We start from the raw sequence: 22,579 nt of genomic DNA, 5'->3' as shown, positions 1-22,579 counted from the left end.
CGAGGCTTTGTATGATCCCCAGCTTGTCCGAACCGGTGCGTTCCGAATCCCTTGTGGACATCGTGACCAAGCGCCTTGAGGAGGCCATCGTCAGCGGCGAGCTTGCGCCGGGCAGCCGCATTCTGGAACAGTCGCTGGCCGCCTCGTTGCAGGTCAGCCGCGGCCCGCTGCGCGAGGCGATCCGCCGTCTGGAAGGGCGCAGGCTGGTCGAGCGGCGGCAGAATATCGGCGTCCGCGTGGCCGAACTCTCGCCCGGCGATCTGTCGAACCTTCTGGTGGTGCGCGAGGCGCTGGAGGGCATGGCCGCCCGGCTGGCCGCGCAGCGCATGACGCCCGCCGAAATAGACGAGCTTGAGCGTCTGCTGCATGAACATGCCGATCAGGAAGAGCTGCGCGACGGCAAGGCCTATCTTCAGGCCAGCTATGACAACGACTTCCATTTCCGCATCATCAAGGCCAGCGGTAATCGCCAGCTTGAGGAAAGCCTGATCAACGATCTTTACGATCTGCTGCGGCTGTATCGGGCGCGCTCGTCCAAGGCGGAAGGCCGCGCGCAGAAGGCCTGGCACGAGCATGTCGAGATCGTGGCGGCCCTGCGCTCGGGCGATCCCGACCGGGCCGAGGCGGTGATGCGCGACCATATCCGCAATGCGCGCCTGTCGGTCGAACAGATGATGCCGCCCGCCGCCCACGACTGATCCGCGACAGCCTGACGGCAATGGACCCGGTGCAGCGATGCGCCGGGTTTTGCATTTGCGGCGCATATGTATATTGTCAACAGTTGCCAGTTGGCATTACGGTCAAGCCAAGCCAACAGGGAGGAGGTCGAATCATGTCCAATGGGACGCATTACGACGTTGTCGTCGTCGGGGCGGGGAATGCGGCGCTGGCCGCAGCGATATCGGCGCATGAGAACGGAGCCGAGCGGGTGTTGGTTCTGGAAAAGGCGCCGCGCGACATGCGGGGCGGGAACACGCATTGGTCCGGCGGCGTGCTGCGCTTTGCCTTCGACGATCCCCAGGAGGTCGGTGAGATCCTGCCCGACGCGCATAAGCAGTTCGACAATTTCTACGAAGGCATCTCGCCCTATACCAAGGACGACTATCTGGGCGATCTGCGCCGGGTATCCAGCGGACGAACCGATCCCGAAATGTCGGAACTGCTGGTGAGCAGTTCGCAGGCGACGGTGCGCTGGATGCAATCGGTCGGCAAGATCGAGATGGAGCCAGCCGTCACGCTATCTGCCGTGCGCAAGGGCAATACGATGGTCTGGGCGCGCGGCCTGATCGTGCGCGCCGCGCATGAAGGGGTGGGCCTGTCGCGGTCATGGTTTTCCACGGCGGGCGAACGCGGCATCGAAATCCGCTATGGCGCCGCCGCGACCGAGTTGATCACCGGCGGCGATGGCGGGGTGCGCGGCGTGCGCTTTCGCACCGATGATGGCTATGAGGAGGTCGAGGCTGGCGGCGTCGTGCTGGGCGCGGGCGGTTTCGAGGCGAATGTCCAGATGCGCACGCAATATTTGGGTTCGCTGATCGGCGCGGCCAAGGTGCGCGGCACGCCACACAATCAGGGCGACGGGCTGCGCATGGCCATGGCCATCGGCGCCATGCCCTGGGGCCAGTGGAGCGGCTGCCACGCCACGCCCATCAGCGCCGATTGGGGCGATTTTGCCCCGCGCGAAATGACCGACCGCTCGAACCGGCTCAGCTATGTCTATTCGGTGATGCTGAACCGCAAAGGCCGCCGCTTTGTCGATGAGGGCGAGGATGCGGCGCTGTTCACCTATGCCAAGTTCGGCCGCTCGATTCTGGCCGAGCCGGGGGCGAAGGCGTGGCAGATCTTCGACAGCCAGACGGTGCATTTGCTGGAACCGCGCTATCAGACCTCGGATCCGATCGTGGCGGACACGCTTGAGGAACTGGTGGCGCAGCTGGACATCGAGGACAAGCCGCAGGCGCTGCGCACGCTGGCCGAATACAATGCCGCTGCCAAGGATGCGGCCGAGGGCTTCGACGCCACGCGGCCTGATGGGGTTTCCACCACGGGGCTGGCGCTGGACAAGACCAACTGGGGCATCCGCATCGACAAGCCACCCTTCTACGCCTACAGCGCCACGGGCGGCATCACCTTTACGTTTGGCGGGCTGCGGGTGAACCGCGACGCGCAGGTTGTGGGCACAGACTGGCGCGTCATCCCCGGCCTTTACTGCTGCGGCGAGATGCTGGGTGGGTTGTTTTACGATAACTACCCCGCCGGGACCGGGCTGGTGTCAGGCGCAACCTTCGGACGCATCGCCGGGCGGAACGCCGCCCGCGCGCGCAACTAGGCGGAGGCCGCAATGACCGATCCGGTTGCACTGCGCTTTGCCCGTCAGATCTGCGCCGCCCGTGAGGCGCCTTTACCCCGGCGCGCGATGGAGGTCGCGCGGTCCTGCATCCTTGACACCGTGGGCGTGACATTGGCGGGGATGCCGGAACCCTGTGCGCAGATCCTGCTTGAAACCCCCGGCATCGCCGACGGCCCCGGTGGGGCGCTGATCCTTGGAACCTCGCGCCGCACCTCGATGCTGGATGCGGCATTGGTCAACGGCACAGCCGCTCATGCCTTGGATTTCGACGATTTCACCGGCGTTCTGGGCGGGCATCAATCCGTGCCTGTCGTGCCCTTGTTGCTGGCACTGGCCGAGGAGCACCATAGCTCGGGGCGGGATTTCATCCATGCCTATGCCGTGGGGGTCGAGGCCGAGATCAGGCTGTCCCGCGCGGTCAATCATCATCACTATGACAAAGGCTGGCATCCGACCGCCACGCTGGGCATCTTTGGTGGCGTTGCGGCGGCAAGCAGCTTGATGGGGCTGGATACCGACAGGACCGCGACGGCGTTGGCGATCGCTGCTTCGATGGCTTCGGGGCTGAAGGCGAATTTCGGCACGATGACCAAGCCCTTGCATGTCGGGTTGACCAATCGCTCGGCATTGCTGGCCTGCCTGCTGGCCGCGCGGGATTTCACCGCAGCCGCCGGGGTTTTCGAACATCGTCAGGGCTTTTTCGAAGTCTTCAACGGCGCGGGCACCTATGACGAAGGTCGGCTGTTTGCGGATTGGTGCGCGCCTTGGGAGATCGCGCATGACGACATCGGGTTGAAGCAGTTCCCCTGCTGCGGCTCGACGCATCCGGCGATCATGATGGCGTTGAAACTGCGGGCGGAACATGCGCTGCGCCCCGAGGACATCGCTAAGGTCGAGGTGCTGCCCCATGCGCGCCGCCTGCGCCACACCGATACGCCGCGCCCCCAGACCCCGCTGCAGGCAAAGTTCTCGGTCCAATATGTCGTGGCCCGCGCCTTGCTGGACGGGACCGTGCGGCTGAAGGATTTCGAAGGCGAGGCGCATCTGGAGCCTGCGGTTCTTGCCTTGCTGGATCGGACTACAGCCCGCGCGCATCCCGATATGGCCGATGACGCCCCGCAGCAATGGGGGGCCGAGGTGATCGTGACCCGCACGGACGGGGCTGTGCTGCGCGCCAGACTGGATCAGATGGTCGGTCGCGGCGGCGACAATCCAATGACCGAGCGGGAGCTTTGGTCCAAGTTCGAGGATTGCGCCAGCCGCAGCCTGACCCGCGAACAGACCGCCCCGCTGTTCGAGCGGCTGATGACACTGGAAGGCGCCAAGGACATGGCGCAGGTCGTGCGGCAGATGCAGGTCTCGCATTTGCAGCGCCCTCAGTCGCGCGCCGATCAGGTCAGCTTCGCCGCCGCCTCGGATCAGGATGTGCCAGAAACGACCTGGGTGCCTTGAAATCGGTCACAGCACACCCAGCACGCTAAGACCGGCGGCCAGTGCCAAAGGCACCAGCGGATTATAGCGCGTAAACAGCGAGATGCCGATGGTCACAGCCGTCACGGCAAGCCGCCGCCAATCGCCGCCCCATGCCGAATGTGTCAGCAGCGCGCCCGTCGCCAGCACCATCCCCACCGCGATAGGGGCGATGGTGCGCGACACGACGATGCGCCACCGCGCCTGCTTGTGCCGTTCCCAAGGCCCGGCGACGAAATAGGCCACAAGCGTCGTCGGCAGGATCGCAGCCAACGTGACAAGCAGGGCGCCGAATATGCCGCCCACGCTCCACCCAAGCAGCGTCACGACCAGAAAATTTGGTCCCGGCGCGGCCTGCGCCACGGCGAAAAGTGTGACGAACAGCTCCGCCGTCATCCAGCCGTGTTCGCTGACGACGAACCTTTGCAGGTCGGGAACGGTGGTGATGTAGCCGCCGACCGCGACGCAAGCCAGCGTCGCAACTTTCAGCGCCAGCAAAAGGACCGGATCGTCACCCATGGTCAGCTCCGCATCACCAGCGCCAGCGCCAGACTGACCGGGCCAAGGACAAGCAGGATCGTGGTCAGTGGCAGCTGAAGCAGGAATGCCGCCGAAAAGACGGCCGCCGTCATCCCAAGCCCACGAACCGAGCCGCGCATCGGTTTCAGCAGCTTGATTGCCATCGCAACGATCAGGCCCGCGCCCGCCGCAGCCATCGCACCCAGAATGCGCTGCGCGATTTCGGTTTCGCTATAACGCAGATATAACGATCCCGCGGCGCAGACCAGAATTGCGGGCGGCAGGCATAGCCCCAGAATGGCGGCCAGAGCACCCGGCCATCCACGCAGCCGCACCCCTGCAATGGTCGCAAGCGCGATGACATTGCCGCCGGGGATGAAATTGGCCAGCGCGAAGGTGTTGACGAATTCCTCTTCGGTATACCAGCCGGTGCGTTCGACCAGCAGCCAGCGAACCCAAGGCCCGACGCCGCCAAAGCCCATAATGCCGATCATGCCAAAGCGCAGGAACAGCTCGGTCACCGTCGCTTGCGGGGCGGGCGCATCGGAATTCACCTGCTCGGACATGGCAAGTCCTCCTCTAGTCGATCGATCACAGCGCGCAGCTTTGGCCCGCCGGTGTGGTTCAGGGTCAAAAGCATCTGCGACAGTTTCTGTGCCGCGTCGGCGCCATGGCTTGCGGTCAGGCAGTCGCGCAGTTTTTCCTGCAGGCGACCCGGTTGCAATGGACGGGACCAGATACCGTCAGGCCCGTCCGAGCCTGCAGTCATCCGGCGACCATCGGCAAACGCAATCTCGACCTCAACCCGCATCCGGTCGAACCGGCCTTGGCGCTCTGGGTCCGGGTGCAGCGTGATTTTCGGCAGCAAATCCTGCATCTGCGGGCGAAAGCGCGCGGCATCGGAATAGCTGGCCAGCCCGACCTGACCGTCCAGCAATGCCAGCGCAAAACCGTATTGCATACTGAACTTACCGTCCAACCCGTCCACCGGCGCAGGTCTGTCCACATAGGGCATGACCGGGGCGGTGATACGCCCTGCCACGATCCGGTCCGCGTCCAGCCCCAGATCCTGCATCTGGCCAAACAGCTTCAGCCCGGCCGAGATCAGGAACTGCGTGCCGTATTGCGCCGGATAAAGCTTCCACGCAGGGCCGGGGTCCAGCAGGTGCAATGGGGTGCGGCTGGTCAGTGCCTCAAGGTCGGCGTGCGCCCCGAAATAGGCCGCGACAAAGCCGCGCGGCCCGGCAAGCGCATCGGGATGGGCCGAAAATCCACGCGCAGCCAGCAACGCGGCTTCAAGCCCCGATGCAGCGGCGCGTCCGCAATGCAATGCCTTGGTCATCGACCCGACATTGGCAAGAATACCGCCCGCAGATGATGCGGCTATACCTACAGCCGTCGCCATCTGATCGGGCGTAAGGCGCATCAGCGTTCCGCAGGCCACAGCGGCACCGATCGGGCCGACGACACCCGGCGGATGCAGCACCAGATCGCCCGGTTCGAACTGGCGCGACGCAAGGCGCAGCCGCGCCTGCGTCTCGATCCCTCGGGCCAAAGCATCCAGCAGATCGGGCGTTTCGACATCCCTGATCGCCGTCAAGGCCAGCAGGCCGGGCAGGGTGGTCGAGATCGCATGATTGGCCGGGTTCCACATCGGTTCATAATCCAGCACGTGGATCAACGCGCCGTTGATCCGTGCTGCCGCTGCTGGGGCCAATCGAAGCCGATGGCCCAGCACATGGCAGGGTCCGGGCTGGTCCTTGGCCAAAGCGATCAGGTGCTTCGGCCCCGGCTCTTCCACTGCGGCGCATCCGATGGCCAGCGCATCTGCGACGGCCAGCGCCGCCACATCCCGCGCGGTGTCAGTGATCGGGACGGCACCGACCGCCTGCAAAAAATCGCGCGTCAGCAATGCCAGACCTCGCCCGCGAACAGCTTGCGCGCGGTGCGATAGACGGTGCCGGAACGTGCCGTTACCTTGTCTGTGTCGCTGGTGACATCGGCATCGACCGTCAGTGTGCCCGAAGGGTGACCGACGACCAGCGCACCGGGCGTCGCCCCGGCAATCATGGCGGGGATCGTTCCCGGCAGACGGGCTGCGACCGCCAGACATATCGCGCCGGTCACGGGCACGGCGCGGTGCGGGCGGCCCATCGACATCATTCGGATCGCAATGGAGTGATCGGCTGCCGCCAGCAAGGCGCCCGACAGAACCGCTCCATCTGCCGCGGCGGACACCATGGCGACCTTGGGCAGTGACTGGCCCGCCGCCGCCGCGCCCAGATCCGGCGTCAGGCCCATGGCGACACTTGCCGCCTGACGGATCTGCTCGATCCGGTGCAGGAAAGCGGCATCGCCTTCAAGCGCGTCGGGCAGTTCCAACCCGGTCTTGCCCAGCGTTGCAGCGTCAACAAAGACACAGGGATTAGCCGCATCGATGCAGCTGGCCGCGCAATTGGTTCCGTCGGCCAATGTCAGCATATCAACGGCGCGTCCCGTCGGCAGCAGCCGTCCCGTCTTGGCGCCGCCGGGTGCCAGAAACTCCAGCCGCACGGCCGATCCACTGCCCGACACGCCATCGATGCGGAAATCGCCCCGAGGATCGAACCGTCCGCCATCTGCGGGAAAGCGCGCCACGATGACCTTGCCGGTATTGGTGTTGTGAATGCGCACGACCGCTTCGTTTCCCTGCGGCGGGGGGACCATCCCCAGATCCAGCGCCGCCGGACCCATGGCCGAAGACATGTTTCCGCAATTGCTGGAATAATCCACCGCACCCGCACCGACCGGCACCTGAACAAAGGTATAATCCACATCCGCATCGGGATGGCTGGACGGACCCAGGATGCAGACCTTGGACAGCGACGACATACCGCCACCCATGCCGTTCAACTGGCGACCGTTATCGTCGGGCGAACCCATCGCGCCCAGAAAGATGGCATCGCGCGCCGCAGGGTCAGTCGGCAGGTCACATTCGCGAAACACCAGTGCTTTGGATGTGCCGCCGCGCCAGAACTGCGCGGGTATGCTGGCTTGCGACATGACTAAGTTCCTTCTCCTGGCCGTTCAGGCGCCGGTATAGCGGGCCTGCAGGGCATCGTAATGATCTTTCCGCACCACCCGCTGGCGTTCCTCGAAACTGGCCAGCATGTCCTCGGCCCCGTGAAGCGAGCCGTGGTCGCGCAGATGGCCCAGCACGCGGTTCACCGACAGGACCGACGCCTGCAACGCGGCGTTTGCGTAAAGCACCAGCGAAAATCCGGCATCGCGCAATTCATCCAGCGTCAGCATCGGGGTCAGCCCGCCCATGACGATGTTAATCAGCTGCGGTTGCGGCAGCTGCCCGATGCGGCGGATTTCTTCGGGCGTCTGCGGGGCCTCGACGAAAATGATGTCCGCACCTGCCTCGGCCATGGCGAAGGCACGGTCCAGCGCCGCTTCAAAACCCAGCACGGCGCGGGCATCCGTGCGCGCGATGATCATGAGGTCAGGGTCCGAGCGTGCGTCCAGACAGGCTTTCAGCTTGCCCGTCATCTCCTCGATCGGGACGACTCCCTTGCCCGAGAAATGGCCGCATTTCTTGGGAAATATCTGGTCCTCGATCTGCAGCGCCGCGCAGCCCGCGCGTTCCATCATCTGCACGGTGCGATAGGCGTTCAACGCATTGCCAAAGCCGGTATCTATATCCGCGATCAGGGGCAGGGCGCAGACATCTGTGATCCGCGCTGCGGTTTCGGCGATCTCGGTCGGCGTAATCAGCCCCAGATCGGGCATTCCCAGATGGGTATTCGTCAGCCCCGCGCCCGTCAGATACACGGCCTGAAAGCCCAGTTCCTCGATGATGCGGGCGACCAGCGCATTCGCCGCGCCCGGCAAAAGCGTGGCCTGCCGCTGTTCGACCAATTGGCGCAATGCCTTGCGACGCGCTGAAAGCGATCCGGTGCAATCGCCTTGACTCCTGCCGCCCCCGGTTTCGTTGGAACATATATTCATTATGTTTTTTCCTTCCTGGCAAGTCAGGTTAAGGCTCAAACTGTTCGCAATTATGTATATTGTCAACAGTTGACTTGTGAACGTCAGATGTTACGCTTCCTGACGTTGCCGTTCAGTGCAGCACAGTCAGGTTTGGGAGGGCATGACGATGATAACGGGAAATATTTCCCAGATTTCACGATTCGCTGGACTGATCGTATTGGGTCTGGCCGGGCCGGTATCCGCACAGCAGCAGGACTGGGCCTTGGTCGAGGCTGCGGCAAAGGACGAAGGCGCGCTGGTCTTTTATTCCAATCTTCAGCCCAACGGCATCGAACCGCTGCTGGCCGAATTTCGCGCGGCATATCCCGGCATCTCGACCGAACAGGTGCGGCTGGGATCGAACCCGCTGATCGAGCGGTTCGAGACCGAATTCAATGCAAAGCGCAATCTTGCAGACGTGGTGGTCACCTATGCCGACGAACGGGTCTATAACGGCGCCAAGAACGGCTGGATGACCGAATGGACCCCGCCCGAACTGGCCACCTATCCCGCCGAGGTGAATTATCAGAACATGATGTTCACCATCCAGCAGACGCGCGAAGCGATCATCTGGAACACCAATCTGCTGGGCGCGAACCCCGCGCCGACCGAATGGAAAGACCTGTTCGACCCGATGTGGAAAGGCAAGGTCGGCATGAACCCGCCATGGCGGTCACTGGCGATCCAGCAGATCGTGACCTATTGGCAGGAACTGGGCATTCCCGATGCGGCCGAGCAACTGAAAGCCAATGACGTGCGCTTTTTCGAGGGGTCGGGCGGCATCATTCAGGCCGTGATCCGTGGCGACGTTGTGGTGGCCGAACTCAGCGACATTCCCCTGAACCCTCTGCTGGAGGAAGGTGCGCCGATCGGCTTCGTCTACCCCGAAAGCGGCACGACAACCTCGGCCTCGCGGATCTTCGTGGCCAAGAACGCGCCCCATCCCAACGCCGCCATGGTGTTCACCAACTGGCTGATGACCGAGACGGGGCAGGCCGCACTGGTCAAGTTCGGCGGCCTTGCCGTGACCCGACCGGGTGTCGCGCCACCAAGCAAGCTGCCCGCCACCTCGGACCTGAAAAACGTGGTCGATGGCGAAAAGCTGCTATCGCCGGAAAAACAGGCCGAGATCGTCAAGCACTGGCGCACTGTGTTCGACATTCAGTGACCGTCTGACCAGACGCCAACGGGATCGCCGCAAAGGCGACCCGATCCGAAAGGGGAGGGGATAAGACATGTCCGACACGACGACACAGCCGGGGGTCATGTCCGGCAGCAAGGCAGCAACAGCGCTGGCCCGAAAGCGCGACGAGTTCCGCTATCTTCGGCTTGCGACCACGGTGATCGTCACGCTGATGGTGCTGACGCCAATTCTGGCGCTGGTCTATGGCAGCTTTCGCACTGCCGCGCCGGGCGCTCCGGGGGAATGGACGCTGCGCAATTACTGGGCGCTGTTTTCACCGGGCGTCGTGCGGACCATGGGGATCACGCTGGCGGTGGGGTTGCTGACCTCGGCCCTGTGTATCGTGATCGGGACGATCATCACGCTGATCGTGCATCGCACCGATTTCCGATATGGCAAGGCGGTGACGATGATGGTGGGGCTGGCATTCTATTTCCCGTCCTTCATCCTTGCGATGGCATGGATCATCATCGGCGCGCCGGGTGGGATCTGGAACGTCGTGCTGGGCACCTGGCTGGGCCTGGAATGGCTGCGCATCGACGTCTATTCGCTGGCGGGCATCGTCTTTGTCATGGTGCTGCATCAGGTGCCATTCGTCTATCTGACGATGCGCGGCCCGATCATGGGTATGGATGGCATCTATGAAGAAGCTGCCCGCGTCGCAGGCGCACCGCCGCGCCGGGTGCTGTTCAAGGTGACGCTGCCGCTGCTGAGCTTTTCGCTGCTGTCGAGCTTCATCCTGACCTTTATCATCACCATCGAGCAATTCGCCATCCCGGCGCTGCTAGGTATCCCGGCGCAGGTGAACATGCTGGCGACGCAGCTTTACTTACTGGTGCGGTTCTCGCCCACCGATTACGGGCTTGCCGCTGCCATCGGCATTGCGCTGTCGGTCATCACCGGCGCCGCGATATGGGCGCAGCGGCGCGTGACGCATTCGGGCCGTCTGACCACGGTGACGGGCAAGACCAGCCGCTTGAACCCGATCCGGCTGGGACGCTGGCACTGGCTGGCCACGCTGTTCTGTTTCGGCTTTATCGCGCTGGGGCTGGTCGCACCGATGCTGATGCTGATCTACACCTCGCTGATCAAATGGTTCAACGCGAACCCCATGCAGGCGGCCTATACGTTCCAGCATTACGCGGCGATCTTTTCGTCAGGTTCCACCATGCGCAGCTTCAGCAATACGCTGATCGTCTCGGGCGTGGGTGCGGCCTTCGGGGTCATGCTGGGTCTGCTGACATCCTATTTCACCGTGCGGTCCACGGCCACGCGCTCGCGCTATCTGGATTTCATCGCGACGCTGCCCTTTGGCGTCCCCGGCATCGTGCTGGGGCTGGGGCTGCTTTGGGCCTATGCCTATCTGCCGCTGCCGCTTTACGGCACGCTGACGCTGATCATCGTCAGCTTTGTCACCCGTTACCTGCCTTATGCGACCGAAACGATCGGCGGCCAGATGGTGCAGGTCGACAAAAGCCTTGAGGAAGCCGCGTGGGTGTCCGGCGCAACCAAGGCGCAGGGCGTCCGGCGCATCCTGCTGCCTTTGGTCGCGCCTTCGATTCAGGGCGCGTATTTCCTGATGTTCATGGCCTTTTTCCGCGAAATCTCGTCTGCGATCCTGCTTTATACCGGGGCGACGGCAGTGATCTCGATCTCGATCTGGGCCTTTTTCGAACAGGCGAACTGGGGGCTGGCCTCGGCGCTGTCGGTGATCGCGACGCTGATCATCTTTGTCGCCATGGCGCTGATTACCGCCCTTTACCCGGCCGCGCGCCGCAAATGACATGAGGTTGGCATGAGCATCCAAGTCCAGAATCTTTGCAAGGCTTACGGCGCGCTGACCGTCGTGCCCGATGTGTCCTTTGATGTGCACGAGGGTGAGTTCATCTCGCTTCTGGGGCCGTCCGGTTGCGGCAAGACCACGACGCTGCGCTGCATCGCGGGGCTTGAGGAATCCAGCGGTGGCGTGATCCGCATCGGCGACAAGGTGGTGTCCGATCCGGCGCGTGGCATTTCGGTCCCCAGCCACGGGCGCGACATCGGCATGGTGTTCCAAAGCTATGCGATCTGGCCGCATATGACCGTGGCCGAGAATGTCGCGTTTCCCCTGCGCACCCGCAACGCGCCCAAGGCCCGCATTGCCGAACAGGTGGACCGGGCGCTGTCGGCGGTGGAGCTGGCGCATCTGCGCGACCGTTACCCGTCCGAGTTGTCGGGCGGTCAGCAACAGCGCGTCGCGTTGGCGCGCGCCATCGTCGGCCGCCCCTCGATCCTGCTGTTCGACGAGCCTTTGTCCAATCTGGACGCGAAATTGCGGGAATCGACCCGGACCGAAATCCGGCGCATCCAGAAGCAATTGAACGTGCCATCGCTTTACGTGACCCACGATCAGGAAGAGGCGCTGTCGATGTCCGACCGCGTGATCGTCATGGACAAGGGCCAGATCCAGCAGATCGGCACGCCGCAGGAACTCTACCGCGCCCCAGTGAACAGGTTTGTGGCGGATTTCGTGGGCAAGGCCAGCTTTGTCGATGTTGTGCGCGAAGGCTCGGGCGCATGGCGCACGCCGGATGGCACGGTATTGCCCGGCACATTGCATTCCCCCGAGGGGACCGCCCACCAGCTGATGCTGCGTCCTGAATCGCTGCTGCTGGACCCGCAGCACGTTGCCTCGGACAATATCTCGGTGCCCGGCAGGGTTCTGTCGGCGCAATATCTGGGCGCCGTGACAGAATATCTGGTTCAGGCACTGGGCGGCGAGGTGCGGGTCCATTCGCCCATTGATCTGGGAACAGATCAGGTCGTCGGTTTGTCTTTCCGTTCGGGCGATTGCCGCATCGTCGCGCGATAATGCGCCCATGCCACCAGTTTCCCCACGCAGCCTGTGCCTGTTCATCTAAACTGCGGTCAGACCTCTCACGGAACTCTTAGCGACTCATGTCAGGAGACAACCATGAAGATCGTGACCAGCCTCAGTTTTCAGGGACAGTGCCGCGAGGCGTTTGAATTTTACGCCAAGGTTCTGGGCGGCAAGATCACGGCGGCGTTCCCTTATGGAGAAGCACCGCCGGGGATGCTCAGCGACGACCGATACAAGGACTGGCTGATGCATTGCTGGCTTGAGGTCGGGGATCAGGCGCTGATGGGTGCAGATATGGACGAAGAATGGGCGCCCAATATCGCCAGGCCCAAGAACGGCTTCGACGTGACATTGCACACCGAAGACAGCGCCGAGGCGCGGCGATGGTTCGACGCACTGTCCGATGGCGGCAAACAGACCATGCCGTTCGAAGCGACTTTCTGGTCGCCCGGTTTCGGCGGGCTGATCGATCGTTTCGGCATACCGTGGATGATCAATACGGTTCCGGGTAAGGACTGGGCACCGCCGCAGGGTTGATGCCCGGTCGCTTTGTGGATCTAACGTGCTGAAAGAAAGATAACACGAATTATGTTATTTTTCTTTCGATGCGCTGGGATACGGTTCCCAGCGACGGGTTGCGCTTTGCGTGCAACCGTCGCTGGTCGTTCGATCATTCCCGATCAACCAAGGCTCTGACGACATGGAACCGCGACACCCCATCATTGGCGAGTTGCGCAACCAGACCCAGTTCCCAGTCGATATAGGCCTGCATCTTTTCGCGCGCGTTATCCGTGCCTTCATATGGCCGCTTGTAAGCGTCGATCGGCTGCGATGCCTCGTGCAGTTCGGTGGATAGCCCCTCTGTCCAAGCAGCAGTCCCACCTGCAAGAACGTGCACCGGACGGTCCGTAGCGGCCCGTGCAACCGCAAGATTGGCTGCGGCAATTCGTCCGTCCGGCGATGTCAGCACGATGGGGCCATCGCCCGGCAGACCCGCGATGTCGCGCGCCAGTTCAGGCCCGGACACAAACCACGCGCCGGGGATATGGCCTTTGGCATAGACCGCGTGCCGCGCCAGATCCGCGACCGTCGCCCCGTCTACAGACGCGACCGTGTCGCCGTCGAATTGCCATTCCTTGGGCGGCGCGACTTGCGAAAGCCCGGCTGCATCTTCCAGCACCGCAACGTCCCAGCCCATCTGCCGCAGCCAGCTTGCAGCCATGCGCGCCCGCACGCCGTCATCGTCGAATAGCACGACGCGCGCGCCGCGAACGCCCAGCCATTCATCCGTCGCCTGCACCAACTGACCGCCGGGCGCCGAGATGAAACCTGGCGGATGACCGGCGGCGTATTCGTCAGGGCTGCGCACATCCAGCAGGTAAAGCGTCCGGTCCTGTTGCACGCGCCAGTTTTCGACGACAGCCGCGCTGACGATAGGCACGCCCACATGATCGGCCCAGCGACGCGCGTTCGTCTGTGCAATTTCGCGGCCCTGAGCCGAGGGATCACCGCCGCGTGCGCTGGCCTTGGTTTCCACCGACAGCCCCGCAAGCGTCCAGCCGATGGTGCCGTTGCGCAATGCGACCACGCGGTTCGGGATGCCGGCATTGATCAGGCTTTGCGTGCCGATGATGCTGCGCGTGCGTCCTGCGCAATTCACGACGACCAACGTGTCGGGCGACGGCGCGATGTCGTTGATGCGATAGACCAGTTCGCCCCCCGGCACGGACTGGCCGCGCGGAATGCTCATGGTGTTGTATTCCTCGTATCGGCGGGCATCCAGAACGACCACGTCCTGCTGGCCTTCGATGATCGCCTTGACCTCTTCGGCGGGCAACGAAGGCGTGTGCCGGATCGACTCGACCAACTCGCCAAAGGCTTTCGAGGGCACGTTGACGTCGATGTAAACCTCACCCTCGCGGGCATAGGCGGAAAGCCCGCCTGCAAGAATGGCGACATCGCTGTAACCCAGCGCCTTGATCCGGGGGACGGCGCGTTCCGCATAACCTTCGCCGTCGTCATAGACGACGACAGATGTGGATTTGCGGGGCACCAGCGGCGGCAGGCCGACCTCGATTTCGCTGACCGGGATGGTCAGGGCGAAAAGCGGGTGTCCGGCGGCAAAGGGGCCTTCCTCGCGCACGTCAATCAGCGCGATTTCATGGCCAGAAGTCCAATGGGCGCGCAATTCGGCAGGTGTCATCGTTCTTGTCATCTCAGAAAAACGCTCCGGTGGGGGGCAAAGCCCCGTTCAGGTAATGATCGCCGATGATCCGCTCTTTGTAGATGCGGGGGTTATGCGCGGCGATCACCTTGATGTTGCGCCAGTGCCGGTCCAGCGCGCGCGAGGCCGAAACACCGCTGCCCGACGATACGTCGATCAGCAGACTGGCAAGCTGCGCTGCGGTTTCGTCCACCACCACCTTTGCCTCGGCTGCGGCGATGCTGGCCGCGACCGACAGGCGCTGTGCATCCGGGGACGCGGCGTGGCGCCAGGCAAGGTCCAGCGCCTCGATCGCGCGGTCGGTCACGGCGATGATGGCTGCGCGGTAACCGGCGATGCGCCCGATCACGGTCTGCAGCTCGGGCTCATCTGCGGGGCGTTCGGCCAGCGCGTGATAATAGTTGCGGCTGCGCCCGCGCACCAGATTCAGCGCATCCAGCAGAACCCGGTTCACAATGCCAGAAATCACCGTGGTCAGGTAAATCTGGTGGAATGTGTAGTGGTAAAGATAGGGTTCATCGGGATCGGCCACCGGCAGTTCGAACAGGTCGCCGGGGCGGATGACCACCCGGTCAAACACCGTTTTGCCCGAACCCGTCAGCTTTTGTCCGAAACCGTCCCAGTCATCCTCCAGCACGACGCCGGGGGCGTTTGTCGGGATGAAGAACTGCCGCACCGCGCCTTGCGGATCGATCGCGGTCGCGAACAGATGGTCGGCATAGATATTGCCGGTCGAATAGATCTTGGTCCCTGACACGCGATAGCCGTCACCATCGGGTTCCAGCGTCGCCGCCGGGATCTGGCTGCGCCCGCCTGCGGCGCTGGACGTCTGTTCGGAAAACGCCACGCCAAACATGCGATTGTCACGCGCCAGCGCCAGCACGTGCTGCGAAAAGCCGTCGCTTTCGGTTTTCAGATGCTGCTCGACCGCAAAGAAGTGGTTGCGGAAGACATGGGCGATATTCGGGTCCGCCGTCGCCAGATCGCGCGCCAGCGCGAAAAGCTCCGGCAGTGTCGCGCCGTTCAGACGCACGGCGGCAAAGCCGCGCCGCTTCAATTCGGCGGTTTCATCGAAAATCGGGCGACGGGCGACGTCACGCGCCGCAGCCCCATCAGCGAATTCCTGAAACAGCGCGTCAAAGCCAAGTCGCCGCGTGACGGGTGCCCAGTCAGGCGTTGTGACGCCAGTGACGAAATTCGTGTGTCGCATGGCTTAATCCTTGGTTCCGGTGCGGCGCGTGGCCACGTCCCGCGGGTCCACATATTGGTCCAGCCCCAGATGGTCGCGCAGCGTGCGGCCTTGGTATCGGGTGCGGAAACGACCGCGCTTTTGCAGGATCGGGATCAGGTGATCCACGATGTCCTCAAGCCCCGAGGTCTGCACGTCGATATTCAGGTTGAAGCCGTCTGCCGCATCCCCATCAATCCAGTTCAGGATGTCGTCAGCCACCTGTTCGGGCGTGCCGACCACCATGCGATGGCCGCCGATGATATTTGACAGCGCCGCCTGCCGCGCGGTCCAGTTCGCCGGACGCGCTTCGGACAGGATCTGCGCCCGCGGCCATCGCGAGGCGATGGGCACATTCGGCTCGGCCCGGTCGATCAGATCGAACGGCAGAACGCGGTCCAGCGGAATGTCGTCCGGCGTCAGCCCGAAATGCCGCGCCAGTTCGCCGTGCAGGAAGGCGATGTCCAGCCCGGCATCCAGATCGGCCTTGCGCTGCTGTGCCTCGGCCTCGGTGCTGCCAAGGATCGGGAACAGGCCCGGCATGACCAGCAATTGCGACGGATCGCGCCCGTTCGCGCGGGCCAGCGCCTTGACGTCGGCAAAGAATTTCTGGCCACCCTGAATGGTGCGCTGTCCGGTAAACAGCGCATCGGCATAGCGCGCGCCGAATGCCTTGCTGTCCTCGGACTGGCCTGCCTGAAAGATGACCGGGCGGCCCTGCGGCGGCACGGTTGCAGACAGGCTGCCGCGCGCACGGAAATGCTGGCCCTGCACGTCGATGGGACGCAGGCGGCTTTCATCGACGAATACATCGCCGCTGGCGACCACCGCATCCTGCGGCACGGAATCCCAAAGGCCGGTCACGATCTGGGCGAATTCCTTGGCGCGTTGATAGCGTTCGTCCTGACTGAAGCCCTTATCCAATCCATAGGCGTCCAGCGCCACCGGCGTCTGGCTGGTGATGATGTTCCAAGCCGCCCGCCCCTTGGAGATATGATCCAGCGAGGCGATCTGCCGCGCCACCACATAGGGATGGCCGAAGATGGTCGAGGTGGTTGCCACAAGCCCGATATGGTCGGTCTGCTGCGACAGCGCGGAAAGCAGCGTCACCGGGTCCAGCGCGCGCCATGGCCGGGTAAAGCTTTCCTCGACCAGCCCGCCGGGGCCGTCGGCCAGAAACAGCGCGTCGATCAGGCCGCGTTCCGCGACCTTGGCGATACGGATGAAGGCATCGATATCGGTGGAAAGCGTCGCCGCATCCGGCAGCGTCTTCCATGCGGCATCGTGGCGGCCCGAGGCCAGCACATTGACGCCAAGGCGGACAGGTCTGTTCATGGCTTAAACCCTTACGACATGGTCGGCGACATTGATGCGGCCGGGCAGGATTTCCCGCTCGGACAACCAGTCGGCGGCGCGCTGGAATTCGGTCAGGAAGGCCGCGTCATCCGCCTCATAGAAGATGTTCTGGCGGTTATAGCCGATCAGATGGTCGCGCACGGCGTCGCTATATTGCCCTTCGGCCTGCGCGATGGTTTCGGCCTCGGTGGGGTTTTCGCTGATCCACTGCCCCTCGGTGCGATAGGCGTCGATGGTCGCGCGAACCAGATCGGCATTCTCGGTCGCGAAATCGCGGGTGGTGACCAGGCTGGAATAGTCGATCAGGAAATCCAGATCAGTGCCTTCAAAGAAGATGTCCTTGGCGTCGAACTGATCGCGGGCGATATCGACCGCCGGGGTCCACATCGACCACGCATCGACCTTGCCCTGACCAAAGGCAGGGGCGGCGTCCGGCGGGTTCAGATAAACCACCGTCACATCACTGCGGCTCAGGCCATGCTTCTCCAGCGCGGCGATCAACAAGAACTCGCCCAGACCCGAGCGGTTGACGGCGATGCTTTTGCCCCTGAGATCGGCCACGCTGTCGATACCGCTGTCTTTCTTGACGATGATCGCGGTCGAGCGCGGTTTGTAGACGTTGAACTGCGTAAAGACCAAGTTCGATCCGGCAAGGATCGCCGCCAGTGCGGGGGTGGTGCTGCCCCAGAAACCGAAATCGGCGCTGCCGCCGACCACAGCCTGCAAGGACGGCGCGTGGTTCGGGAACGGGCCGACCCATTCGACCTTGATGTCTTTCGCGGCCAGTTGCTTTTCGAACTCTCCGCGCTGCTTGGCGATCAGCGGCAGACCGCCCCTGCCCCAGCCAAGCCGCACGGTGTCGGTGGTCCGCGCCTGCACGGCAAGCGGAGGCAGACCGACAAGGGCTGCGGCCCCAAAAGCGGCGGTCGCCTGAATAAGATTGCGTCTGTTGATCGTCATGTCTGTCTCCGCGGCATGGCTCCGCCATTCGGGCGGTCCCGTGTCTTGAAATCTGGGTTGGTTTTGATGCGTCAGGCGGCGCGGGTGTCGCTTTCGACCCCAAGCTCCTGCAGCAAAGTGTCACGAAGGCCGGTGCTGCCCTCGACTTGGTATGAGGCCGCGATCCGCCCTTCCCGCATCACCAGAATGCGGTCGGCAATCGCCACGGCTTCGTCTACGTCATGCGTCACCAGCAGCACGCCGGGGCGATGGCGGGCGACCAGTTCGCGGATCAGAACGTGCATCTTGATCCGGGTCAGCGCATCCAGCGCGGCAAAGGGTTCGTCCAGCAGCAGCAGTTTCGGTTCGCGTACCAAGGCCCGTGCCAGGGCGACCCGCTGCGCCTGACCGCCGGACAGGTTGCGCGGCCAGTCCTCTTCGCGTCCGGCAAGACCGACTTCGCGCAGCGCGGCAATGGCAGCCTTGCGGCCTTCGGGTGTTTCCATGCCCAGTGCCACGTTCTGCCACAGCGGCGTCCACGGCAGCAGGCGATGTTCCTGAAACACCACCGCAGGCTTGCCCGGCGCATCGATATGGCCGCCGTCGATGGGATCCAGCCCGGCAAGCGCGCGCAGCAATGTGGTCTTGCCGCAGCCGCTTTCCCCCAGCAGCGCCACGAATTCCCCTTCTCCGATGCGAAGGTCCAGGTTCTCGATCACCACGCGGTCACCATATTGACGACGCAGGCCACGGACGAAAACGGCGCTCATATCAGCTCTCCTTGGCGTAATTGGGATGCCAGCGCAGCAGCTGACGCTCCAGCAGGCGGGCCAGACTGTCGGCCCCTACCCCGATCGCGGCATAGATCAGGATGGTCAGCACGATCACGTTGGTCTGCAGAAATTCCCGCGCGTCCATCGCCAGAAAACCGATGCCGCGGGTGGTCGCAATGGTTTCGGCAATCACCAGCGCCAGCCATGCTACCGCCAGCGCATAGCGCACGCCGGTCAGGATCGACGGCATCGCACCCGGCAGGATGATCCGGCGGATCGTGGCTTTCCACGACAAGCCGGTCACGCGCGCCAGTTCAAGCAGCTTCGGATCCACCTGACGAATGCCAAGCACTGTATTGATATATATGGGGAACATTACGGCCAGCGAGACCATGAAGATCTTGCCCGTCTCATCCACGCCAAACCAGACGATGACCAGCGGCAGCATCGCAAGGAAAGGGATTGCGCGGATCATCTGGATGGACCTGTCCAGCACCGCTTCGGCCAGGCGCGAAAAGCCCACAAGCACGCCAAGGGCAAAGCCGATGCTGCCCCCGATGGCAAAGCCTACGGCGGCGCGGGCAAGGCTTGCCCCCAGATGCTGAAACAGCAAGCCGTTTGCAATCAGACGCCAGCCGGTCGCCGCGACCGCACTGGGCGCGGGCATGACCTGCGGCGAAATCAGGCCCAGCCGCGATCCGGCCTCCCAGATCAGCAGGAAACCAAGGGGTGCCAACCATGAGATGACGTTAAGCTGCAACGAAGTCAGCTTGGCCTTTTCGCGCTTGCGCGGTGCGGCTGTGATCGTATTTCGTTCCGTAAGCTGAATGGTCACGACACCCGTTCCTTCCGTCCGTTCGTCTTACACGACTAACTTTATCGTTTTTAATAGAACAGATTTCTCCGGCGTTCGCGATTCTCTATTCCGGCCCGTGGGCAGACGAAATTTTCTCACTGGAAAAAGCTACAAGGAACGAACGTAGCGTTCCCCCCTATCAGCGATTCCCGTGCTGCAATTTGTCTGAATTTACGCTGGCACAGATTATCTGCCCACCGCGAATCCGTGAAGGAACCGTTCCCTAAACCGATGCGACTTTGGAACGGCATAAACCGCGCAGACTGCTAGCATTCACCCGCAATCTTCAGGGCATTGGAAAGGATAATATGATGCTGGCGGCCGCAGTTTCTCGATTTGGTGCAATGCTGACGATGGCGATTGGCCTTTGCGCACCCGCGTCCGCGCAAGAAGTCGTGCTGCGCGTGGGCGATCAGGTCGGCGCGGAACGCGCGCGACTAGAGGCTGCTGGACTGCTGGATAACCTGCCCTATCACATTGAATGGTCGGTATATCCTGCCGCTGTGAATCTGCACGAAGCGTTGAAGGCTGGCGCAATCGACATCGGCAGTTCCGCGGATTCGCCCGCCGTCAGCGCAATTGCCGGCGGCTCCAAGATCAGAATTGCCGCCGCGTTCAATAATGGCGGCAAGGGCACGTCCATACTTGTTCCCAAGGACAGCGATATTCAGACAATTTCCGATCTTCGCGGCAAGACAATATCACCGACTACGCGCGGTAGCGTTTCACATTATCTGGTGCTGGGTGCCTTGAAAAAGGCGGGTATTACCCCGTCCGAGGTCACGTTGGCTTTTCTGGCACCCACCGATGCCTCGGCGGCGTTTCAGGCGGGAAGCATCGATGCCTGGGGAACGTGGGGCATCTATACCGCACGCACGACCGGAGTGCTGGGCGCGCGGATATTGCTGGACGGCCAAGGGATAAACAGCGGTTACTCGGTCTATGCCGCGACCGAGGAGGCCTTGGCCGATCCGGCCCGGAGTGCCGCCATCGCGGATTACGCGGATCGTATGGAACGGGCCTATGCATGGTCGCGCGACCACCGCGAGGAGTTTCTGGACTTCTACGCCGCCTTTACCAAGCAAAAGCGCGAGGTGGTCGAGCCTATGTTCGACGAGCAGACCTCGTATACCCGGCGGCCCATCGACGACAAGCTGGCGGCGGATCTGCAGCAGGTCTTTGCGACATGGGTCGAAGCGGGCGTGCTTTCCGGCGATCTGGACCTGTCCAAATACATTGAACGCGAGCCGCTTAAGGTGGTCTCGCAATGACATTGATGCAGCCCTTACGCCCCGCCCCAAAGCTGGAGCGATTGCACCCCGCAGTCGCGCGAACCGGCGTGCCGCGCGGGTTTCGACGCGCCTTGGGTCCGCTGCTGATGGTCGTGCTGTGGCAATTGGCATCGGTGACAGGCGTGCTGCCCGCCGAAGTCCTTGCCGCCCCGTCCACGGTGATCGGCAGTGCCGCCACCCTGCTTGAAACCGGAGAGTTGCAGGCTGCGATCCTTGTCTCGCTGAAGCGGGTGGTGGCAGGGCTGGCGCTTGGCGGCAGCATCGGGATCCTGCTGGCCGTGACAGCCGGGCTGACAAGATTGGGCGAGGATCTGGTCGATGCGCCCATGCAGATGCTGCGCACCGTCCCGAATGTCGCGCTGATCCCGCTGCTGATCATCTGGTTCGGCATCGGCGAGGCACCCAAGATCGCGCTGATCGCACTGGCGACGGCCTTTCCGCTATATATCAATGTTTACGCTGGGATACGCGGGGTTGATCAGAATCTGGTCGAAGCCGCGCGAACGCTTGGCATGGGCAGAACTGCCATGGTGCGCCATGTCATCCTTCCGGGCGCGCTGCCAAATGCCCTGACCGGCTTTCGCTATGCGCTTGGCGTGGCTTGGCTGGCGCTGGTCTTTGGCGAACAGATCAATGCCACTGCCGGGATCGGCTATCTGATGGCCACCGCGCGCGAGTTCTTTCAGACCGATGTGATCGTCGTCTGTCTTGTCGTCTATGCGCTGCTGGGCCTTGCCGTCGATTTCATCGTCCGCTTTCTGGAAAGGAGCCTGTTGTCATGGCGTCCCTCGTTCACCGGCACATAACTGCGGCGACGGCCCCCGATGCCGTCCGCATTTCCGGGCTAAGCCGCAGCTTCGACGGGCGGCGCGTCATCCAAAATCTGGACCTGTCCATCGGCGCGGGCGAATTCATCGTATTGCTGGGCGCGTCGGGCTGCGGGAAAAGCACGCTGCTGCGCATCCTTGGCAATCTGGACCGCGATTTTCAGGGCGAGGTCGAGGTCCCGACCCGCCGCGCCGTGGCGTTTCAGGCCCCCCGGCTGATGCCGTGGAAAAAGGTGTGGCGCAATGTCACGCTTGGCCTGCCGAATGCGGACCGTGCGTTGGCCGAACGCGCCTTGGCCGAGGTCGGGCTAAGCCACCGCGCCGATGTCTGGCCCAAGGTGCTTTCGGGCGGAAAGGCGCAGCGCGCATCGTTGGCGCGCGCTCTCGTCCGCTCGCCCGAACTGTTGCTGCTGGATGAACCCTTCGCCGCATTGGATGCGCTGACGCGGATCAAGGCGCAAACTTTGGTCGCGGAATTGTGGCAACGCCACGGCTGTGCCGTCCTGCTGGTCACCCATGACGTCGAGGAGGCAGCCCTTCTGGCCGACCGCGTGCTGGTGATGAAGGATGGCGTCATCGCCCATGAACATCGCATCGACCTGCCGCGCCCGCGCGATGTGGCCGATCCCGCAATCGCGAATTTGCGCGGCCGGTTTCTGGACTGGCTGGGCGTCCATCACTGACGATC

Annotated in this window: 21 protein-coding genes; 10 read left to right on the top strand and 11 right to left on the bottom strand. The window is 63.2% G+C overall.

What is annotated here, in order from left to right:
- The first annotated feature begins 23 nt into the window (after window positions 1-23).
- From FN835_RS18400 to FN835_RS18390, 3 genes are all read left to right on the top strand, one after another.
- Window positions 24-698 (top strand): GntR family transcriptional regulator, encoded by a 675-nt coding sequence (locus tag FN835_RS18400; protein ID WP_221930478.1) that lies wholly within the window; start codon window positions 24-26, stop codon window positions 696-698.
- 134 nt (window positions 699-832) lie between these two features.
- Entirely contained in the window at window positions 833-2,329 is a 1,497-nt protein-coding gene (gene tcuA / locus FN835_RS18395; RefSeq protein WP_142664702.1) for an FAD-dependent tricarballylate dehydrogenase TcuA, read from the top strand.
- 12 nt (window positions 2,330-2,341) lie between these two features.
- Complete coding sequence (locus FN835_RS18390; RefSeq protein ID WP_142664701.1) at window positions 2,342-3,802, top strand: MmgE/PrpD family protein; 1,461 nt, start codon at window positions 2,342-2,344, stop codon at window positions 3,800-3,802.
- 6 nt (window positions 3,803-3,808) lie between these two features.
- Here the strand turns inward: FN835_RS18390 and FN835_RS18385 are convergent, their stop codons facing one another.
- Genes FN835_RS18385 through FN835_RS18365 form a run of 5 tightly spaced genes read right to left on the bottom strand, consistent with a single transcriptional unit; the run spans window position 3,809 to window position 8,332 of the window.
- Window positions 3,809-4,339 carry a chromate transporter gene (locus FN835_RS18385; protein WP_142664700.1) on the bottom strand — a complete coding sequence of 177 codons (531 nt, stop codon included), beginning with the start codon at window positions 4,337-4,339 and terminating at the stop codon, window positions 3,809-3,811.
- 2 nt (window positions 4,340-4,341) lie between these two features.
- Complete coding sequence (locus tag FN835_RS18380; RefSeq protein ID WP_142664699.1) at window positions 4,342-4,905, bottom strand: chromate transporter; 564 nt, start codon at window positions 4,903-4,905, stop codon at window positions 4,342-4,344.
- The gene (locus FN835_RS18375; protein WP_185958745.1) at window positions 4,890-6,251 is read right to left on the bottom strand and encodes an MmgE/PrpD family protein; all 1,362 of its coding nucleotides are present in this window, start codon (window positions 6,249-6,251) and stop codon (window positions 4,890-4,892) included. The genes FN835_RS18380 and FN835_RS18375 overlap by 16 nt, the downstream gene beginning before the upstream one ends.
- Complete coding sequence (locus FN835_RS18370) at window positions 6,245-7,381, bottom strand: 2-methylaconitate cis-trans isomerase PrpF family protein (protein WP_142664697.1); 1,137 nt, start codon at window positions 7,379-7,381, stop codon at window positions 6,245-6,247. Before FN835_RS18370 ends, FN835_RS18375 begins: the two co-directional genes overlap by 7 nt.
- Before the next feature lie 24 nt (window positions 7,382-7,405).
- A complete protein-coding gene (locus FN835_RS18365) occupies window positions 7,406-8,332 on the bottom strand; it encodes an isocitrate lyase/PEP mutase family protein (protein WP_142664696.1) in 927 nt (308 codons plus the stop codon).
- A 142-nt stretch (window positions 8,333-8,474) separates the two neighbouring features.
- Between FN835_RS18365 and FN835_RS18360 the strand changes: the two genes are divergently transcribed.
- From FN835_RS18360 to FN835_RS18345, 4 genes are all read left to right on the top strand, one after another.
- On the top strand, window positions 8,475-9,521 hold the full coding sequence (locus FN835_RS18360; protein WP_142664695.1) for an ABC transporter substrate-binding protein: 1,047 nt from the start codon (window positions 8,475-8,477) through the stop codon (window positions 9,519-9,521).
- Window positions 9,522-9,588: 67 nt separating this feature from the next.
- Window positions 9,589-11,319: an ABC transporter permease gene (locus FN835_RS18355; RefSeq protein ID WP_142664694.1), complete on the top strand. Its 1,731-nt coding sequence runs from the start codon at window positions 9,589-9,591 to the stop codon at window positions 11,317-11,319.
- 12 nt (window positions 11,320-11,331) lie between these two features.
- Window positions 11,332-12,387, top strand: a complete 1,056-nt coding sequence (locus tag FN835_RS18350) for an ABC transporter ATP-binding protein (protein WP_142664693.1) — start codon at window positions 11,332-11,334, stop codon at window positions 12,385-12,387.
- A 102-nt stretch (window positions 12,388-12,489) separates the two neighbouring features.
- Window positions 12,490-12,933, top strand: coding sequence for a VOC family protein (locus FN835_RS18345; protein ID WP_142664692.1), 444 nt, complete (start codon window positions 12,490-12,492; stop codon window positions 12,931-12,933).
- Between the two features lie 133 nt (window positions 12,934-13,066).
- Here the strand turns inward: FN835_RS18345 and FN835_RS18340 are convergent, their stop codons facing one another.
- The 6 genes from FN835_RS18340 to FN835_RS18315 form a co-directional block, all read right to left on the bottom strand.
- On the bottom strand, window positions 13,067-14,611 hold the full coding sequence (locus FN835_RS18340; protein WP_142664691.1) for a rhodanese-like domain-containing protein: 1,545 nt from the start codon (window positions 14,609-14,611) through the stop codon (window positions 13,067-13,069).
- Between the two features lies 1 nt (window position 14,612).
- Window positions 14,613-15,830: an acyl-CoA dehydrogenase family protein gene (locus FN835_RS18335; protein WP_142664690.1), complete on the bottom strand. Its 1,218-nt coding sequence runs from the start codon at window positions 15,828-15,830 to the stop codon at window positions 14,613-14,615.
- Window positions 15,831-15,833: 3 nt separating this feature from the next.
- Window positions 15,834-17,183 (bottom strand): NtaA/DmoA family FMN-dependent monooxygenase, encoded by a 1,350-nt coding sequence (locus FN835_RS18330; protein WP_142664689.1) that lies wholly within the window; start codon window positions 17,181-17,183, stop codon window positions 15,834-15,836.
- 3 nt (window positions 17,184-17,186) lie between these two features.
- Window positions 17,187-18,164 (bottom strand): NrtA/SsuA/CpmA family ABC transporter substrate-binding protein, encoded by a 978-nt coding sequence (locus FN835_RS18325; protein ID WP_142664688.1) that lies wholly within the window; start codon window positions 18,162-18,164, stop codon window positions 17,187-17,189.
- A gap of 71 nt (window positions 18,165-18,235) precedes the next feature.
- On the bottom strand, window positions 18,236-18,913 hold the full coding sequence (locus FN835_RS18320; protein ID WP_142664687.1) for an ABC transporter ATP-binding protein: 678 nt from the start codon (window positions 18,911-18,913) through the stop codon (window positions 18,236-18,238).
- 1 nt (window position 18,914) lies between these two features.
- A complete protein-coding gene (locus FN835_RS18315) occupies window positions 18,915-19,751 on the bottom strand; it encodes an ABC transporter permease subunit (protein ID WP_221930477.1) in 837 nt (278 codons plus the stop codon).
- A gap of 332 nt (window positions 19,752-20,083) precedes the next feature.
- On the opposite strand from FN835_RS18315, the gene FN835_RS18310 reads away from it, so the two are divergent.
- The 3 genes from FN835_RS18310 to FN835_RS18300 are packed head-to-tail and all read left to right on the top strand — an operon-like array spanning window position 20,084 to window position 22,574.
- The gene (locus FN835_RS18310) at window positions 20,084-21,043 is read left to right on the top strand and encodes an ABC transporter substrate-binding protein (protein ID WP_142664686.1); all 960 of its coding nucleotides are present in this window, start codon (window positions 20,084-20,086) and stop codon (window positions 21,041-21,043) included.
- Window positions 21,040-21,870, top strand: coding sequence for an ABC transporter permease subunit (locus tag FN835_RS18305; RefSeq protein ID WP_142664685.1), 831 nt, complete (start codon window positions 21,040-21,042; stop codon window positions 21,868-21,870). The genes FN835_RS18310 and FN835_RS18305 overlap by 4 nt, the downstream gene beginning before the upstream one ends.
- On the top strand, window positions 21,843-22,574 hold the full coding sequence (locus FN835_RS18300) for an ABC transporter ATP-binding protein (RefSeq protein ID WP_142664684.1): 732 nt from the start codon (window positions 21,843-21,845) through the stop codon (window positions 22,572-22,574). Before FN835_RS18305 ends, FN835_RS18300 begins: the two co-directional genes overlap by 28 nt.
- Window positions 22,575-22,579: the final 5 nt, after the last annotated feature.

The sequence above is a fragment of the Paracoccus laeviglucosivorans genome, from assembly GCF_900182695.1.
Classification (GTDB): domain Bacteria; phylum Pseudomonadota; class Alphaproteobacteria; order Rhodobacterales; family Rhodobacteraceae; genus Paracoccus; species Paracoccus laeviglucosivorans.
The sequence above is the reverse complement of the archived record's forward strand: the minus strand, read 5'-3'. Positions and strand labels throughout refer to the sequence as shown.

Bases quoted from the DNA above. Each gene is read 5' to 3' on its own strand.
- FN835_RS18300 (WP_142664684.1), top strand. From the start codon at position 21,843: ATGGCGTCCCTCGTTCACCGGCACATAACTGCGGCGACGGCCCCCGAT.
- FN835_RS18325 (WP_142664688.1), bottom strand. From the start codon at position 18,164: ATGACGATCAACAGACGCAATCTTATTCAGGCGACCGCCGCTTTTGGG.
- FN835_RS18335 (WP_142664690.1), bottom strand. From the start codon at position 15,830: ATGCGACACACGAATTTCGTCACTGGCGTCACAACGCCTGACTGGGCA.
- FN835_RS18385 (WP_142664700.1), bottom strand. From the start codon at position 4,339: ATGGGTGACGATCCGGTCCTTTTGCTGGCGCTGAAAGTTGCGACGCTG.
- FN835_RS18340 (WP_142664691.1), bottom strand. From the start codon at position 14,611: ATGACAAGAACGATGACACCTGCCGAATTGCGCGCCCATTGGACTTCT.
- FN835_RS18355 (WP_142664694.1), top strand. From the start codon at position 9,589: ATGTCCGACACGACGACACAGCCGGGGGTCATGTCCGGCAGCAAGGCA.
- FN835_RS18310 (WP_142664686.1), top strand. From the start codon at position 20,084: ATGCTGGCGGCCGCAGTTTCTCGATTTGGTGCAATGCTGACGATGGCG.
- FN835_RS18330 (WP_142664689.1), bottom strand. From the start codon at position 17,183: ATGAACAGACCTGTCCGCCTTGGCGTCAATGTGCTGGCCTCGGGCCGC.
- FN835_RS18380 (WP_142664699.1), bottom strand. From the start codon at position 4,905: ATGTCCGAGCAGGTGAATTCCGATGCGCCCGCCCCGCAAGCGACGGTG.
- FN835_RS18320 (WP_142664687.1), bottom strand. From the start codon at position 18,913: ATGAGCGCCGTTTTCGTCCGTGGCCTGCGTCGTCAATATGGTGACCGC.
- FN835_RS18370 (WP_142664697.1), bottom strand. From the start codon at position 7,381: ATGTCGCAAGCCAGCATACCCGCGCAGTTCTGGCGCGGCGGCACATCC.
- FN835_RS18365 (WP_142664696.1), bottom strand. From the start codon at position 8,332: ATGAATATATGTTCCAACGAAACCGGGGGCGGCAGGAGTCAAGGCGAT.
- FN835_RS18360 (WP_142664695.1), top strand. From the start codon at position 8,475: ATGACGATGATAACGGGAAATATTTCCCAGATTTCACGATTCGCTGGA.
- FN835_RS18345 (WP_142664692.1), top strand. From the start codon at position 12,490: ATGAAGATCGTGACCAGCCTCAGTTTTCAGGGACAGTGCCGCGAGGCG.
- FN835_RS18390 (WP_142664701.1), top strand. From the start codon at position 2,342: ATGACCGATCCGGTTGCACTGCGCTTTGCCCGTCAGATCTGCGCCGCC.
- tcuA (WP_142664702.1), top strand. From the start codon at position 833: ATGTCCAATGGGACGCATTACGACGTTGTCGTCGTCGGGGCGGGGAAT.
- FN835_RS18305 (WP_142664685.1), top strand. From the start codon at position 21,040: ATGACATTGATGCAGCCCTTACGCCCCGCCCCAAAGCTGGAGCGATTG.
- FN835_RS18350 (WP_142664693.1), top strand. From the start codon at position 11,332: ATGAGCATCCAAGTCCAGAATCTTTGCAAGGCTTACGGCGCGCTGACC.